This window comes from Bradyrhizobium sp. SZCCHNS1022 (assembly GCF_032484835.1).
Lineage (GTDB): Bacteria > Pseudomonadota > Alphaproteobacteria > Rhizobiales > Xanthobacteraceae > Bradyrhizobium.
Genome location: NZ_JAUETT010000001.1, coordinates 401,661 through 417,743, shown reverse-complemented (window position 1 = coordinate 417,743; position 16,083 = coordinate 401,661). Strand labels below are relative to the sequence as shown.

The 16,083-nt window shown below is 63.9% G+C and carries 15 protein-coding genes; 9 read left to right on the top strand and 6 right to left on the bottom strand.

From position 1 onward, the window contains the following. The 6 genes from QX071_RS01865 (at window position 1) to QX071_RS01840 (ending at window position 7,242) form a co-directional block, all read left to right on the top strand. On the top strand, window positions 1-1,101 hold the full coding sequence (locus QX071_RS01865) for an LLM class flavin-dependent oxidoreductase (RefSeq protein WP_315702551.1): 1,101 nt from the start codon (window positions 1-3) through the stop codon (window positions 1,099-1,101). 69 nt (window positions 1,102-1,170) lie between these two features. Continuing rightward, window positions 1,171-1,614: a hypothetical protein gene (locus QX071_RS01860; RefSeq protein WP_315702552.1), complete on the top strand. Its 444-nt coding sequence runs from the start codon at window positions 1,171-1,173 to the stop codon at window positions 1,612-1,614. 353 nt (window positions 1,615-1,967) lie between these two features. Next, the gene (locus tag QX071_RS01855) at window positions 1,968-3,533 is read left to right on the top strand and encodes an ABC transporter substrate-binding protein (protein ID WP_315703160.1); all 1,566 of its coding nucleotides are present in this window, start codon (window positions 1,968-1,970) and stop codon (window positions 3,531-3,533) included. A gap of 81 nt (window positions 3,534-3,614) precedes the next feature. After that, the gene (locus tag QX071_RS01850; protein WP_315702553.1) at window positions 3,615-4,586 is read left to right on the top strand and encodes an ABC transporter permease; all 972 of its coding nucleotides are present in this window, start codon (window positions 3,615-3,617) and stop codon (window positions 4,584-4,586) included. Then, window positions 4,583-5,422: an ABC transporter permease gene (locus QX071_RS01845; RefSeq protein WP_315702554.1), complete on the top strand. Its 840-nt coding sequence runs from the start codon at window positions 4,583-4,585 to the stop codon at window positions 5,420-5,422. Before QX071_RS01850 ends, QX071_RS01845 begins: the two co-directional genes overlap by 4 nt. A gap of 209 nt (window positions 5,423-5,631) precedes the next feature. Next, window positions 5,632-7,242, top strand: coding sequence for an ABC transporter ATP-binding protein (locus tag QX071_RS01840; protein WP_315702555.1), 1,611 nt, complete (start codon window positions 5,632-5,634; stop codon window positions 7,240-7,242). Window positions 7,243-7,278: 36 nt separating this feature from the next. Here the strand turns inward: QX071_RS01840 and QX071_RS01835 are convergent, their stop codons facing one another. From QX071_RS01835 to QX071_RS01825, 3 genes are all read right to left on the bottom strand, one after another. Continuing rightward, window positions 7,279-8,085, bottom strand: a complete 807-nt coding sequence (locus QX071_RS01835; protein WP_315702556.1) for an enoyl-CoA hydratase/isomerase family protein — start codon at window positions 8,083-8,085, stop codon at window positions 7,279-7,281. 135 nt (window positions 8,086-8,220) lie between these two features. Further along, on the bottom strand, window positions 8,221-9,378 hold the full coding sequence (locus QX071_RS01830) for an acyl-CoA dehydrogenase family protein (RefSeq protein WP_315702557.1): 1,158 nt from the start codon (window positions 9,376-9,378) through the stop codon (window positions 8,221-8,223). Window positions 9,379-9,405: 27 nt separating this feature from the next. Beyond that, complete coding sequence (locus tag QX071_RS01825) at window positions 9,406-10,470, bottom strand: acyl-CoA dehydrogenase family protein (protein WP_315702558.1); 1,065 nt, start codon at window positions 10,468-10,470, stop codon at window positions 9,406-9,408. Window positions 10,471-10,678: 208 nt separating this feature from the next. Between QX071_RS01825 and QX071_RS01820 the strand changes: the two genes are divergently transcribed. Then, entirely contained in the window at window positions 10,679-11,461 is a 783-nt protein-coding gene (locus QX071_RS01820; protein WP_315702559.1) for an SDR family oxidoreductase, read from the top strand. A 140-nt stretch (window positions 11,462-11,601) separates the two neighbouring features. Here the strand turns inward: QX071_RS01820 and QX071_RS01815 are convergent, their stop codons facing one another. After that, a complete protein-coding gene (locus QX071_RS01815) occupies window positions 11,602-11,868 on the bottom strand; it encodes a GlsB/YeaQ/YmgE family stress response membrane protein (protein WP_315702560.1) in 267 nt (88 codons plus the stop codon). Window positions 11,869-11,906: 38 nt separating this feature from the next. Further along, window positions 11,907-12,470 (bottom strand): YidB family protein, encoded by a 564-nt coding sequence (locus tag QX071_RS01810; protein ID WP_315702561.1) that lies wholly within the window; start codon window positions 12,468-12,470, stop codon window positions 11,907-11,909. Between the two features lie 200 nt (window positions 12,471-12,670). Between QX071_RS01810 and QX071_RS01805 the strand changes: the two genes are divergently transcribed. Further along, window positions 12,671-12,910 carry a hypothetical protein gene (locus QX071_RS01805; RefSeq protein WP_315702562.1) on the top strand — a complete coding sequence of 80 codons (240 nt, stop codon included), beginning with the start codon at window positions 12,671-12,673 and terminating at the stop codon, window positions 12,908-12,910. A 34-nt stretch (window positions 12,911-12,944) separates the two neighbouring features. On the opposite strand, the gene QX071_RS01800 is transcribed toward QX071_RS01805, so the two are convergent. Then, on the bottom strand, window positions 12,945-13,544 hold the full coding sequence (locus QX071_RS01800; RefSeq protein WP_315702563.1) for a hypothetical protein: 600 nt from the start codon (window positions 13,542-13,544) through the stop codon (window positions 12,945-12,947). A gap of 407 nt (window positions 13,545-13,951) precedes the next feature. Here QX071_RS01800 and QX071_RS01795 point away from each other — a divergent pair, with 407 nt between their 5' ends. Further along, window positions 13,952-16,081, top strand: a complete 2,130-nt coding sequence (locus QX071_RS01795) for an NAD(P)/FAD-dependent oxidoreductase (protein ID WP_315702564.1) — start codon at window positions 13,952-13,954, stop codon at window positions 16,079-16,081. The last annotated feature ends 2 nt before the right edge of the window (window positions 16,082-16,083 follow it).

The window sequence follows — 16,083 nt, the reverse complement described above, 5'->3', positions numbered from 1 at the left end:
ATGGAAATCGGATATTTCACAATGCCTTCGCATCCGCCGGAGTGCGGATTGAAGGAGGGCCAGGAGTGGGACCTGCAGGTGCTGCGCTGGCTCGACGAGCTCGGCTATCAGGAAGCCTGGATCGGCGAGCATCACACGGCACCCTGGGAACCGCATCCCGCACCCGATCTGATTTTGGCGCAGGCCTTTCGCGAGACCAAGAACATCCGGCTGGGTCCCGGTGGCTTCCTGCTGCCCTATCATCACCCTGCCGAGCTCGCCAATCGGGTTGCGATGCTCGACCATCTTTCCGACGGCCGACTCAATTTCGGCGTCGCTGCATCGGGCCTGCCGAGCGACTGGGCGATGTTCAATGTCGACGGCATGAGCGGGCAGAACCGCGAGATGACCCGCGAGGCACTGGAAATCATCTTGAGGCTCTGGACCGAGCCGGCACCGTTCACGCACAAGGGCAAATACTGGACGGTGACCAAGCCCGAGGTGATGTTCGACTTCCTCAAACCCCACATCAAGCCGGTACAGGCGCCGCACCCGCCGATCGGCGTTGCCGGCCTGTCGAAGAACTCCGACACCTTGAAGCTCGCCGGCGAGCGCGGCTTCATTCCGATGAGCCTCAATCTCAACCCGGCCTATGTCTCGTCGCATTGGGATTCGGTCGAGGCGGGCGCGGCAAAGACCGGCCGCAAACCCCAGCGGAGCGACTGGCGGCTGGTGCGCGAGGTGTTCGTGGCGGATACCGACGAGGAGGCTTGGCGGCTTTCGACCGGCGACATGATGGGCCGGATGATGAGCGAGTACTTCCTGCCGTTGCTCGGCCATTTCGGCTTCAAGGACTATTTGAAGCACGCGCCTGACGTACCCGATACCGATGTTACTGTGGACTATTGCGCGCGGCGCAACTGGATCATCGGCTCGCCGGCGACCGTCACCGAGAAGATCGAACAGATCTGGCGCGAGGTCGGCGGCTTCGGAACGCTGCTCGTGTTCGGCTTCGACTACAAGCATAAACCGGAAGCCTGGCGGCACTCGCTCGAGCTCTTGAAGCACGAGGTGCTGCCGCGTTTGCGCCATCTCAATGCCGGCCTGAACCAGGCTGCCTAGGCTCAGCGAATTTTCGAAGCGGGACCGGCGCCTCTCGGCGCCGGTCCGTATCGGGCGGGGGACTAGCTCATGCGGATTCGTGTCCGGAAAATTGCCCATATCCTGGAACGCTCGGGCCTTGCCCTGGCCGGCGCGGCCTGCGGCTTGTTCGTGGGCGCCCATGTCGGCTCCAGCGTTCCATGGCTGACGACGCAAGGCTTCCTGCTTCTGATGATGCTGTGCGGGGGCTTCGGGTTTTATCTCGGTATCGATACGCCGCCCCGGCCATTCCATCCGCATGAGGAAGGCACGCCGGCGGCGAGAAAGATCGACGCGCCGGAGTTTCTCAGTGCAGTCGGTACTTTCCTCGCGACACTCACCGCGTTCTTCGCGGTTGCCATTATCATCCTGCGCGAGACCCCTCATATCGGCTGGACGTGGCTGATCATGGCCGGCTGGATGACGGGCGTGGTGATGCAGATGGTGGCGGGCACGATCGCGCGGGAGCGCCGATCAGTGATCTCGTCGAGGTGACAGCTCCATCCGCAGTGCCCGCTGAGGGTGTTCACGAATCCTATTTGCGCTGTTTATTTTTTGGGCGATCGTTGTCGCGACTTTCATCTTGCCGCGCTCATTCGAGCCGTGTGAGCCTTCTTGCACGAGCTTGACCGGAGCCAGGGTGCTTCTGGACTGCATTCCGACCCTGGCCGCGCCGTGCTTCCAACGCGTCGGCTTCGCGATTCCAAGCTCGATCAACACGCAAAGCCAGCTGGCGCTCCAACGGCCGGCGCGCCTTGCGAACAATTGCACATCGGGAGGCGGCTACATTCGTGCGCTTGGCGCGCGGAATGCATAGCGGCCGATTGGAACGTTTGGAAGGTCGCATGATGTTGAAGCGGGTATTATTAGCTGTTGTTCTGGGCTGCGGATTGTCCGCGGCGGCTTTGCCAATTCAGGCTCGGGCCGAGGAGCCCAAGCTCGGTGGAGTGATCAACGCCGTGATCCAGCCCGAGCCGCCGGGCCTGATGTTGGCGATGGTCCAGAATGGACCGACCCAGATGGTCTCGGGCAATATCTTCGAAGGCCTGCTCCGCTACAGCCCCAAGCTCGAGCCGTTGCCGGAGCTTGCGGAAAGCTGGACGATCAGCCCGGACGCCAAGATCTACACGTTCAAGCTCAAGCCGGGCGTGACCTGGCATGACGGCAAACCTTTCACCTCGGCGGACGTGCTGTTCTCGATCGAGATGCTGAAGAAGACCCACGCGCGCGCCCGCAACAATCTCTCTGTCGTCGAGAAGGTCGAGGCGCCCGACGATCTCACCGTCGTCTTTACGCTGAAGCAGCCGTTCGGTCCGTTCCTCGGCATTTTCGAGGTCGGCTCGATGCCGATGGTGCCGAAGCATCTCTACGAAGGCACCGACTGGAACACCAACCCATACAACAATGCCCCTGTCGGGACCGGCCCCTTCATGTTCAAGGAATGGCGGAAGGGCTCGTTCATTCACTTCGTCAAGAATCCGAACTACCATGAGAAGGGCAAGCCCTATCTCGACGAGATCTACTGGCAGATCATTCCGGATGCCGCGGCGCGCGCGGTGGCGTTCGAAACCGGCAAGGTCGATGTGTTGCCGGGTGGCTCGATCGAGAATTTCGATGTGCAGCGGGTGTCCAAGCTGCCGGGCGCCTGCATGACCGGCGCCGGCTGGGAATTCTTCAGCCCGCTCTCCTGGCTGTGGCTGAACCAGCGCAACCCGATCCTCGCCAACAAGAAGGTGAGGCAGGCGATCATGTATGCGATCGACCGCAACTTCGCCAAGGACGTGATCTGGAACGGGCTCGGCAACGTCGCGACCGGCCCATCCGCCTCGACCATCAAGTTCTATACGGGCGATGTGCCGAAATATGATTACGACCCGGCCAAGGCCAAGGCGCTCCTGAAGGAGGCCGGCTACAAGGGCGAGAAGCTCCGCATGTTGCCGCTCGCTTATGGCGAAACCTGGCAGCGCTGGGGCGAGGCCGTTAAGCAGAACCTGCAGGACGTCGGCATGAACATCGAGACCGTCGCGACCGACGTTCCCGGCGGTAATCAGAAGATCATGGACTGGGACTACGATATCGCCTTCACCTATCTCTACCAGTATGGCGATCCCGCGCTCGGCGTCTCCCGCAACTATCTGACCAGCGCGATTGCCAAGGGTCAGCTGTTCAACAACGTCGAGGGCTATTCCAATCCCGAGGTCGACCAGCTGTTCGCTGACGGTGCAGTGGCGACACCGGACTCCAAGCGCAAGGAGATCTACGACAAGGTGCAGAAGATCCTGGTCGAGGACGTGCCGGTCGCCTGGCTGCTCGAGCTGCAGTTCCCGACCATCACCAAGTGCAAGGTGAAGAACCTCATCACCACCGGCATCGGTGTCAACGATGGTTTCCGCGACGCCTGGCTCGACAAGTAAGGCGGCTATGCGGCGTGCGAGGTCCGAGCTTCGCGCGATGCCGCGCCATCCGTATTTCGAGCTGATCATCACGGGCTTCATATGCTCTCCTTCATCGTCCAAAGATTCGTGAAGGGCGTTATCGTCCTGCTCGCGATCGTCGTGTTGAACTTCTTCCTGATCCGCCTTGCGCCCGGCGATCCCGCCGTCGTCATGGCGGGCGAAGCCGGCGCCTCTGACAAGGTGTTCGTCGACCAGCTGCGGCAGAAATTCGGGCTCGACCGGCCGCTGCCTGAACAACTTCTGATCTATGTCAAGGGCATCGCCAGCTTCGACCTGGGCTTTTCGTTCCGCCAGCAGGCACCGGTGGCGCAGCTGATTCTGGAGCGGTTGCCGGCGACTTTGCTGTTGACGCTCACCGCCTTTCTGATCTCGCTCGCCTTCGGCATTCTGTTCGGCGTGCTCGCCGCGGGCTTTGCCGGCACTTTCATGGACACCGCGATCACCGTGCTCGCGCTGATCTTCTATGCCACGCCCCTGTTCTGGATCGCGTTGATTGCGATCCTTGTGTTCTCGGTCTGGGTCGATTGGCTGCCGAGCTTCGGCTACGAAACCGTCGGCGCCAACTACACCGGCCTCCGCCACGCGTTCGACGTCGGCGCTCATCTCGTCATGCCAGCGGCGACGCTCGGCCTGTTCTTCATGGCGACCTATACCCGCATGACCCGCGCCTCGATGCTCGAGGTCAGGCGGCTCGATTTCGTCAAGACCGCGCGCGCCAAGGGGCTGCGCGACAGCGTGATCCAGCGCCGTCACGTGCTGCGCAACGCGCTTCTGCCGGTCGTGACGCTGGCCGGCGTGCACGCCGGCACATTGGTCGGCGGCGCGGTGCTGACGGAGACGGTGTTCGCCTGGCCCGGCATCGGCCGGCTGATGTACGACGCCCTGATCCAGCGTGACTACAATCTGCTACTCGGCGTGTTCGTGGTCTGCTCGGCCATGGTCCTGATCTTCAATCTCGTCACCGACCTCGTCTACCGCCTGGTCGATCCGCGCATCGAGTTCGCAGCATGACCCAGTTCTGGAAAACCATGCTGCGGAGCCCAAGCGGAGTGATCGGCCTCGTCATCCTGGCGCTAGCGATCTTTGTCGCAGTGGTTGGTCCTATCTATGTCCCGAACTCGCCTTGGCGCATGGTGCAGCGGCCGTTCCTGCCGCCGTTCACGGCGCCGGCCGTGCCGCTTGGCACCGACGCGCTCGGGCGCGACGTGCTTGCCGGCCTCATCTTCGGTGCGCGCGTCTCGCTCCTTGTCGGGCTGGTCTCGACGCTGGTCGCGCTCGTGGTGGGCGTTCCGCTCGGGGCTGTGGCCGGCTATTTCGGCGGGCGGATTGACGACGCGCTGATGCGCTTCACCGAATTTTTCCAGACCGTCCCGAGCTTCGCGCTCGCCATCGTGCTGGTCGCGATCCTGCAGCCTTCGATCTATTCCATCGTGATCTCGATCGGCATCGTCAGCTGGCCGCCGGTCGCTCGCCTCGTCCGCGGTGAGGTGCTGTCTCTGCGCACCCGCGAATACGTCCAGGCCGCCGTCGTCACCGGGCAAAGCAGCAGCTGGATCATCTGGCGCGAGATCCTGCCGAATGCGCTGTCGCCGGTGATCGTGCTGGCCTCGCTGATGGTTGCGACCGCGATCCTGCTGGAATCCTCGCTCTCCTTTCTCGGCCTCGGTGATCCCAACCTGATCTCCTGGGGCTACATGGTCGGCGCAGGCCGCACCGTGATCCGTCAGGCCTGGTGGATCACGGTGTTTCCGGGCCTTGCGATCCTGCTGTCCGTGCTCGGCCTCAATCTGATCGGCGAAGGTTTGAACGATGCGCTCAACCCGCGCCTGTCGCGCGAGGGGAGGTGAGCGATGGCGTCTGTGAGCCCGGCTGCTGCAACAATGATGGTCGGCTCCCTCTCCCTTGGAGAGAGGGTTGGGGGTGAGGGATCACGGTCCCTCGATGGAGCCGCGCCCCCTCACCTGCGGGCTGTCGCCCGCGACCTCCCCCCACAGGGGAGAGGTGAACCGCGTCCGCGGCTCGCAGATGTGGCCTACAGCGACGAGACAGTGATCCGATGACCGATCCCGTTGTTTCGATCAAAAATCTGCGCATCGCCCTGCCGAAGGGCGCCGAGCGTGCACACGCTGTCGACGGCGTCTCGTTCAACCTCGAAGCCGGCAAGATCGTCTGCGTGGTCGGCGAATCCGGCTCGGGCAAATCGATGTGCGCCCATGCGCTGATGGGCCTCTTGCCGGACACCGTGCAGGTCGATAGCGGCGAGATCCTGTTCGAAGGCCGCGATCTTCTGCAGGTGGATGACGACGGCTGGCGCGATCTGCGCGGCCGCCGCATCGCCATGGTGTTTCAGGAGCCGATGACCGCGCTCAACCCGTTGATGCGGATCGGCGACCAGCTCACGGAGGTGTTCGAAGCGCATGGTCTGCTGAAGCCGAAGGAGCGCCGCGCGAAAGCGCTGGCGCTGGTCCGCGAGGTCGGCCTGCCCGATCCGGAAAGCATCATCCGCGCCTATCCGCATCAGCTCTCCGGCGGCCAGCGTCAGCGCGCGATGATCGCGATGGCGCTTGCGCTCGAGCCCGCCGTGCTGATCGCCGACGAGCCGACCACCGCGCTCGATGTCACGACGCAGGCGCAGGTCCTGAAGCTGATCCGCAACCTGCAGCGGAGCCACAACATGGCGGTGATGTTCATCACCCATGATTTCGGCGTCGTCGCCGACATTGCCGATCAGGTCGTGGTGCTGCGTCATGGCAAGGTGGTGGAGGAGGGCACGGCAGGCGACGTTTTCGCCGATCCGCAGGCCGACTACACCCGCGCGCTTCTCGCCGCCGTGCCCTCGTTCGACCCGCCGCCGCGCGCCTCACTGGAAGCTGCGCCCAAGGCGGTCGACGTCATCGGGCTGGACAAGACCTATGTGACGCCGACCGGCTGGTTCAGCCCGAAACGGCAGACCCGCGCAGCCAATGAGGTCAACTTCACGATCCACAAGGGCGAGACGCTCGGGCTCGTCGGCGAGTCCGGTTCCGGCAAGTCGTCGGTGGCACGGCTGGTGATGCGCCTCATTGACGCGGATCGGGGCACGGTGCGGATCGGCGATACCGACCTCACGGCGCTCGAAGGCGGCGCGTTGCGCGAACAGCGCCATCGCATCCAGATGATCTTTCAGGATCCGTTCGCTTCGCTCAATCCGCGCCGCACGGTCGGCCGCATCATCGCCGACGGCATGGTCGCACGCGGTACGCCGCTGGTGTCAGCGCTGCGGCGGGCACAGGAGCTGCTCGGCATGGTCGGGCTCGACGCCGGCGCGATCGAGCGCTATCCGCACGAATTCTCCGGCGGTCAGCGTCAGCGCATCGGCATTGCCCGCGCGCTCGCGCTCGAGCCGGAGATCATCGTCGCCGACGAAGCGGTGTCCGCGCTCGACGTCTCGGTGCAGGCTCAAGTCTTGAAGCTGCTCGAGGATCTGAAGGTACGGCTTGGACTCTCGATGCTGTTCATCACGCACGATTTGCGCGTCGCTGCCCAGATCTGCGACCGTATCGCGGTGATGCAGAAGGGCGCGATCGTCGAATTGAAGCCGACTGCCGCGCTGTTCGCGAATCCGGAGCATCCCTATACGCGCGAGCTGCTGGCAGCGGTGCCGGGTCGCAAACACGCCGCGGCGTGAGCGGCGCGCGCGAGCGTCTCGCCTGCGGCCGCAGGATCACCGTCCCTTGAAGTTTGCGGCGCGCCGTTCTTCGGTCGCCTTGACCCCTTCCTTGAAGTCTTCGGTGGCGCGCAGCCGCGTCTGCTGGGCGAGCTCGTGGGTGGTTGCTGCCATCACCCGGTCGGCGAGGCCGGCGCGCAAGGTGGCGCGGGTCGAGAGCAGGCCGAGCGGCGCGCATTCGGCGATCTCCGCTGCGAGTTTCATCGCCGCCGGCCGCACCTCGCCCTGCGGCACGCATTCATTGGCAAGGCCCCATTGATATGCCTGCTCGCCGGTGACGCGGCGGCTGGTGTAGAACATCAATTCCGCATTGTTCTTGCCGATCAGCTCGGGCAGCGTGACCGTCAGCCCGAAACCGGGATGAAAACCGAGCTTGGTGAAGTTGGCCGAGAACCGCGCTTCGGGGCAAGTGACGCGGAAATCGGCGGACACCGCAAGACCGAGGCCGCCGCCGATCGCCGCGCCATGCACGGCAGCCACGATCGGCTTCTTGCAGCGGAAGATCCGCACCGCCTGCATATAGAGGTGATTGATCTGTCCCAAGCTGTCGGCCGGGTCGCCCTTGCTGTCGCCGGCCTCCTGGGCCTGCCGTGCCGGATCGTTGAAGTTGGCGCCGGCGCAGAACGCCTTGCCTTGTGCAGCGAGCACCGAGGCGCGGATCTCGATGTTGCGATCGAATTCGTCGAGGGCATCCGCGATCTGGTTGATCAGCGAAATGTCGAAGAAGTTGAGCGGCGGTCGCCGGATTTCGATCAGGCCGACATGGCCATGAATCTCGACGCCGATGTCAGTGAAGGTGGTCATGTCGTGTCTCCAATCAATCTGAACCAATTCCACACGGTCGATGCACCCCTCTCCCCTTGTGGGAGAGGGCGCGCCGAGCCAGCCGCTCGCCTATCGCCTGCAACTACCAGATCGCAGCGCGACCCTCGCCCGGCGTCACCGCAGGCCCAGTCCGCGCGCGATGATGCCGCGCAGCACTTCCGTGGTGCCTCCCTGGATCGTCAGCTTGGGCGCGGTACGAATCGCAAAGGAGAGCTGGCTCTCCAGCGTCTCGCGATTGCCGGCGTCGTCATCGACGAAGGCTGCTAGCTCGCGCACCCGGTGCGGCAATTGTTGCTCCCATACCGTGCCGATGTCCTTGACGATCGAGGCTTCGACCACCGGCTCCTTGCCGGCCTGCAGCATGCCGGCGACCGACACCGACATCCGCCGCATCGTGTGCAGTTGCGCGACCAGCCGGCCGATGCCCTCGGCGCTGCGCGTATCGGGATCGCTGCCGACAGCACGCACCAACTCGGTGAGCACGTAGTACGTCTCCAGGAACCGCTCGGGGCCGGATCGCTCATAAGCGAGCTCGGATGTCGCCTGCTTCCACGCGCCGTCGATCTCGCCGAGCTGGTAATCGTCGGGCACGAAGGCATCGGTGAAGACGACCTCGTTGAACTCCTTCTGGCCCGTGATCTGGCCGATCGGGTTCACCTGGATGCCCGGCGTCTTCATGTCGACCAAAAACTGGGTCAGGCCGTGACGCCGGTTCTCCTTGGTCGGAGCTGAGGTCCGGAAGATCGCGATCATATAGTCGGCCATGTGCGCCGAGGTGGTCCAGATCTTCGCGCCGTTAATGAGCCATCCACCGTCGGTCTTGGTCGCGCGCGTCTTGGCCGCGAACAGGTCGGAGCCTGAATTCGGCTCGCTCATGCCGATCGCAAAACACAATTCGCCGCGGCAGATGCGCGGCAGGATATCCAATTTGACGTGCTCGGGCGCGTAGCGAAGCAGGATCGGGCCGCTCTGGCGATCGGCAACGAAGAAGCGGCGCACCGGAGCGTTGGCGACGCGCATCTCCTCGGTCACGACGTAACGCTCCAGGAAAGAGCGTTCGTGGCCGCCATATTTTTTCGGCCAGGTCATGCCGATCCAGCCGCGGGCGCCAACCCGCCGCGAGAACTCGCGTGCATCGGCATCCTCACGCAGCGGCTGGAACGGATTGAAGGTCCCAGTGGCAATTTCCTCGGCGAGAAACGCGCGCACCTCTTTGCGCAGCTCCTCGCATTCGCTCGGCAGACGGATCGGATCGAAACGAAGTGCGGTCATTGAACGGTCCTCTTTCGTTTCGAACGGTCAGCGTGAGGCGACCAGCGGCCACAGTTCGTCGGCGCCGCGCGCCGCGATGCGCTTGCCGAGCTCGACCGCCCAATAGCTCTCCGATCCGAAATCGTCGCGCCAGGCCAGTGCGCGCAACGAGAAGCGATGCAGGATGTGTTCGGTGGTGAAGCCGATGGCGCCGTGGACCTGATGCGCGATCGCTGCGCCCTTTTCCGCGGCTTCGCCACAGCGGATTTTCGCCGCGGCCGCTTCGAGAAAAACCGCATCGTCAAAGCCCGTGGCATGGGCCAGCGCATCGGCCGCCGAGGTTGCCGCCGCCAGCGCCGCCGCGGACTCGCCGGCGAGCTTCGCCAGATTGTGCTGCACCGCCTGGAATTTCGCGATCGGCTTCTCGAATGCGACCCGCTCGCCGGCGTACTTGACGCTGATCTCGAGCAGCTGCTCCAACGCGCCCGCGATCTGAAGGCTTCGCACCACGCTCCCCATCAGCATCAGCGATGTCTGATCGAATCCGTCCGGAGCAGGCACGAGCGTGAGAGGCTCGACATTGTCGAAGACCACAGTGTCGCTGCCGTCGAAGGCGAGGTTCAGTCCGCCCTGAATCCGCAGCTTCGCCGTCTCGACCAGCGCGATCGAGGGGCCATCCTGACCAGCCGCGAGCACGGCAACATGCTTGGCGGCTTTCGCAGATGGCACGCCGCGGCAGCGGCCTGTCAGGCGGCCATCGCAATCCAGCACGACGGTGTCCTGAGGGCGCGCCGGCGCCACCGTCATCTCGCCTTCCGGCGAGGCAATTTTGGCCTCGGCAAGCAGCCAGCCGGCAAGCATGGTTTCCGCGAGCGGCAGCGGAATCGCAAAGCGCCCGGCGGCGGCCAACACGCCAAAACCATCGGCGAGGTCGACGCCGGCACCGCCGAGATCCTCAGGCACCCACGCAAGCGGAAGGCCAGCCTCACTCAGGGCCTGCCAGAGCGGCGCCTGCCAGCGGCCGTCCTTGTCGTGATTGATGGTCTGCGCATCGGCGAGATCGGCGAAAATCCTCTCGGCCGTCCCGACGACGATGTTGTCGCTCTCCGCCACAGCGTTCCTCGGCTTTTGCGGCACGTGTTGCGCCGCCGTTTATTTGCTGGGCATGATGAGGAAAACGCCGCGCCGTGGCAAGCATCGCGGCCGCAGGGCGCTCCTCGGTCACAGCATGGTGGCATTCCATCCGGCGGAGATTGGTGGAGTTTGCAGCCCCCGCGAACTTGGCTAAGAAGGACCACTCAAACAAAAGGAAGAATTCGTCATGGCGAAAGATGGTCTGTGCGCGGTCGTCACGGGCTCGGCATCGGGATTGGGAGCGGCGACCGCGCTGCTTCTGGCGAAGGCGGGCGCACGGATTGTCGTGAACTATTCCAACAGCAAGAGCGAGGCGGAAGCAACCGCCGATCTCTGCCGTAAGGAAGGCGTCGAGGTGGTGGTGGTCCAGGGCGACGTTTCGCGAGACGATGACTGCAAGAAGATCGTCGCGGCGGCTGCGCCATGGGGTAAGCTCGACGCGCTGGTCAACAATGCCGGGACGACCAAGCACGTGGCGCATGACCAGCTCGATGGTCTGTCGGCCGAAGATTTCCAACGCATCTATGCGGTCAACACCATCGGACCCTATCAAATGGTTCGTGCCGCGCGGCCGTTGTTGGAAGCTGCTGCGAAAGGATCGGGGCGCGCATCCGCGGTGGTCAACGTCTCATCGGTTGCCGGCATCAGCGGTACCGGTTCGTCGATCGCCTATGCGGCAAGCAAAGGCGCGCTCAACACCATGACCTTGTCGCTGGCCCGTGCGCTCGCGCCGTTCATTCGCGTCAATACGGTTTGCCCCGGTTATATCGATACGCCCTGGTTCACCAAGGGCCGCGGCGAAGACGGGGCGAAGCAGGTGCGCGATGCCGTGGTGGCGCGTGTCCCGCTCAAGGCGGCATCGACGGCGGAGGACATCGCCCAGCTGGTCGCATTCCTGGCCAGCCCCGCATCGGCCCACATGACCGGCGAGGTCGTGCGCATGGATGCCGGCATGCATCTCATCGCCTGATTGCTTCCCTCCATGATCGCTAGGAGCGTCAGCTCCGAAGCAATCCAGACTTGCTTCTTGAGACTGGATTGCTTCGTGGAGCTCGTCATCGGGCTGCGCGTCCGCGCGGACCCGTTGGCTCGTAGTGACGACAGCGGTAACTAGCGATTGAAGTCCCGGATCGTGCCGCTTGCGACCAGCCTGTTCCAGATGAACAGAACGACCACGGCGCCGATCGCGGCCGTGATGAAGCCGGCGCCTTGCTCAGGACCGTAATGCCCGATCGCTTGTCCGACGGCGGTGGCGAGGAAGGCGCCGAGAATGCCGAGCACGGTGGTGACGATGAAGCCGGATGGATTGTTCGGGCCAGGCGAGAGAAGCCGCGCAATGATGCCGGCGACGAATCCGACGATGATGATGTGCAGCATGGGCCAACGTCCTCTCTGGAGCCGCTTCGATCGGCCCGTTAAATCCGTCCCGACAGCTCCTGCTCGCTTGGCAACCGCCCATCCGGCGTCAAATGATCGACCACCTGGGGCAGATACTGGCTAAGCCCGTTCAGCAGTTCATCACGCGGCAAGCCGCTCTGGGCGCTGAGTTGGTCGAGTTGATCGGCCCCCAGCGCATTGGCGAGATCGTTCGGCGATATCGGCTGATTCTGTCCCCTGCCGACCCAGCTATTGGCCGCTTGGCCTTGGCCGCTCTGCTGGAGCTGCTTCAGGAGATCGCCGAGTCCGCCGGACAGGATGCTCCCGGCCGCGCCGCCTGCGAGCAGGCCGCCGAGCCCGCCGGCCAGAATGTTGCCGAGACCTCCGCCCGCGGGGCTGCCTTGCGGCGCCGGCTGCGGCGGGACGGGGGCTGGCGTAGCGTTCGGCTGCGTGCCCGGTGAAAAATGCTTCACCGCTTTCCAGGCCAGCAGCGCAAGGATCGCCATGGTCAGCGGCGACATGCCGCCATTCTTCTGCGTGCTCGGATGTGACGGCCCGTTCGGTCCGTTCTGCATGCCGTTGAGGATGTCGAGTAAGCCCATACCATGCCTCCCTACGTGCCCCGGTGATCAGGGTAGTGATCGGTGGCTAAGGTTACAAGCCGCTCACTACGGCGCGCGTGGTGCGCGCGTGAGATTTGCGCATCTTTGTCGATCGCAATGGCGCCGGCAGCTCTTGAAATGACCCGATGCGAATCTCAATTCGAGGAGAAGCGCCTGATGGCGTGCGGGAGGAGATGAGAATGCGCCTCGTCACGACTTTTGCCTGCGTTGCCGCCGGCCTGATCGCAGCCCTTGGCTCGACGTCCGCCGATGCGGCCCCGCCGACGGTGGTGCCGTCACCTGGCTATGACGCGCGGCTGCAGGAGCAGAGAGCGGCGCAGCGCGCAGGAGCGCCGGCGGAAATGACCTCGGTGCCATATCCGCACCGCGACCACATGCGCCGGCATCGCCATCATCATCACGATCGCGCCGCGCACTGAAAGCGGCCGGCCGAAAGCTGCGCGGCAGTTCGGCTCAGCCCTTCTTCGCCTTGGATGCAGGGGCGGGGGGCGGGGTTTGGCCCGTGAGGAACCGCTTCAGGTCGCTCAGCTTCTCCGACAGCATTTGAAAGCTGCAGGAGAGTGAATCCTTTCCAGGCTCCTTGACGCAGGGCACGACCTTGACCCGCGCGCGGGCGTCGGCGCTCGGCGGCCTACTCGGTCGCTGGATCGGAAGCGGCACGCGCTCGGGTTCGATCGCAGCCCGCACCGGAACATCGCGTAGCGAGGCCTGCTGCAGGTTCTGCGGCTGCGGCCGCGTCATGAAGGCGGTCGCGACGTTGTCGCGACCGCGTTTCTCCAGATAGAGCGAATATTGCTGGTCGATATATTTCTGCTCTTCTGGCGTTGGATTGGGACCTGCAATATCGAAGATGCGGTTCTGCATGAAGTCGTAATAAGTGTAGCCGCCGCCCGGCTTGCGACGGCCCGCGAACTTGGCATTGCATTGGGCGAGCGCTGCCGTCTTCTCTTCCTTGGACGGGGACTGTTCGGCGAGATCCGCGCACTCTTCAAAATCGGCTGGGGCCCGGCTCCACCACTGCGCGTGTGCAGGTTCACACCGCAGAGCTGCCAAGCTGCACGCAGTAAGGACGAGCAGGACTGGTACGCGAGATGCAAACACGAACGACTTTCCTTTGCGCTTTCGCCGTGAAATGACGGCGAATTGTCGCCAATTTGCGGCGATGTGTCACCGCAATGCTGCGCTTTTCGTGGCTTTCTTTGCAGCCCATTCTGTCGTTGTGATGAAGACGACACATTGGGCCCGCTTTTTTCGCGCAATGAGCCGAATTTGGCTCCTTGATGTGGCGGAAAAGTCATTTAGAGCATCACGTGCTCGCTTTGCTTTCATCCGCAGGTTGCGCTTGCGTCCAATTTTTACGGTGTAAAGATCCAATTGACAGACGGCGCGCCTCCTTTTAGGATTATCTTGACATTGGAAAGATGATCCGCTGCTGCCAATCTGGCCGGTCGGAGGCTGTGATGAAGACCTTCCTAGCCATCAAGCTCGCGCTGCTTCCCTTCGCCGCGTTCTGGGGGCTGCTCGGGGCCCATCATGTCGACTGGGCAGCTTGGGTCGGATTGACGCTCTCGCTGGCATTCAACCTGTGGCGTGCGTTCCGCGGCGAACTCATCGTACTGGAGCTCGGCGGTCTTGCTCTGTTCGTGCTGATGGCGATCGGTGTCGACGTCGCGCCAGATATGATGGCGGCGAACGCGCTGTGGCTGTCTTTCGCAGGCCTTGCCGCGATCAGCCTCGGCTCCCTCGTGCTCGGCCACCCCTGGACTGCCGACTACTCGCGTGCGGCCTACTCCGAGAACGCCTCCACGCCGGAATTCCAGCTGGTCAATGCCATAATAAGCGGGCTCTGGGGCGTGCTGTTTGCCGGACTCGCCTGGTGCCGCTTTGCCGCTGTCGCGCCATGGATCACGACATTGATCGTGGTCGGCGGCGCACTGTTCTCGATCTTCGGACCGCAGCTTGTCATCCGCGCTCTCTTGTCGCGCGCCCGCGCCTCGCGTGAAGAATTTCGTTGGCCGGCGCCAGCCTTTGCCGGTGTGGCAGACCATGATTGCGATGTCGCCGTGGTCGGTGCCGGCATCGGCGGGCTAACGGCGGCAGCGCTGCTCGCGGATGCCGGCCTCAAGGTCAGCGTGTTCGAGCATCACGTCGTGGCAGGCGGTTTCTGCCACACCTATCTGCGCAAGGCACGTCACGATCATAAGTCAGTGCTGTATCGCTTTGATGCCGGTCCGCACGACTTTTCCGGCGTGTGGAAGGGCGGCCCTGTCGACAGCGTCCTGCGGCGGCTTGGCGTTGCCGATCGCCTGCAATGGAAGCGCGTCATGCATTCCTATCGCCTGGCCGGCCAGCGGATCGACGTGCCGCAGGACTGGCGCGACTATGTACGGCTGCTATGCGAGATGTTCCCCGATAGTGCCGCGGGACTGACGCAGCTGTTCGATACCATCCACGCGATCTTCGAGGACATGTATTCGACCGGGGACGAGCGCTCGGGTATCCCCGGCATGCCGGAGCGGCTCGAGGACATGCTCGCCTTTCCCAAGAGGCATCCGCAAGCCTTTCGCTGGATGGACCGGCCATTCGACGAACTGGTCGCGGCGCATGTGACGGATCCGCAGGCGGTTCGCTATCTCTACGCGTTGTCGGGCTATCTCGGCGACGGGAGCGAGCGGCTGAGCTGCGCGCAGATGGTCCCGATCTTCGGCTATTATTTCAAGGGTGGCTTTTATCCGCTCGGCGGCTCCGGCCGCTTCGCCGATGTGCTGGTCGAGGCGATCGAATCGCGCGGAGGTGAAGTCCATCTGAAGTCGCCGGTGCGTCGCATCGTGGTCGAGCAGGGCTGTGCGACAGGTGTGGTGCTTGGCGACGGCAGGATCATTCGCGCGCACGCCGTGGTATCGAATGCCGACCTCCGCCACGCTTTCCTGGACCTCCTCCCGCCTGACGCATTGCCTCGAGATTTTCGCGCGCGTATCGCAGCGGCCGAGCCGGCGAATTCCGCCTTCAGCGTGCATCTCGGCCTCGACCTCGTGCCGGATATCGCGCCCGCGACCCATCTCGATTCGCCGATGGACGTCGGGATTGCCGTGATGTCCAAGCTCGATCCGTCTGCGGCGCCAGAAGGGCACGCGACGATGACCTTGATCAGCCTGATGTCCAACCAAGAGGCCGAGACCTGGTTTCCGGATCAGGGCGGGGACGATTGGAAGGAATGGCGGCGCTCGGGCGACTATGCGGCGCGCAAGCAGGCGCTCGGGGACAGGATGATCGCGGCGGCAGAGACCGTTATACCCGGCCTATCGCAGCACATCGTCTATCGGACCGATGCCAGCCCCGTGACCTATGCGCGCTACGACTGGTCCAGCACGGGCGCGATCTACGGGGCATCGGGTGCGGGGCGGCTGAAAGGCGCGAAATCGCCCCTGCGCAATCTCGTCATTGCCGGCGGCGGCAATGCAGGTGCGGGCGTTGAGGCTGTCGTCATCTCGGGTGCCGAGGCGGCCGAGGCCCTGGTGTCGGGGCTGTTGGCGCGCAAACCCGCCGAGGCGGCCCGACGAATGCCAGCGCCGGAGCCGGCGCTGGCATAGAA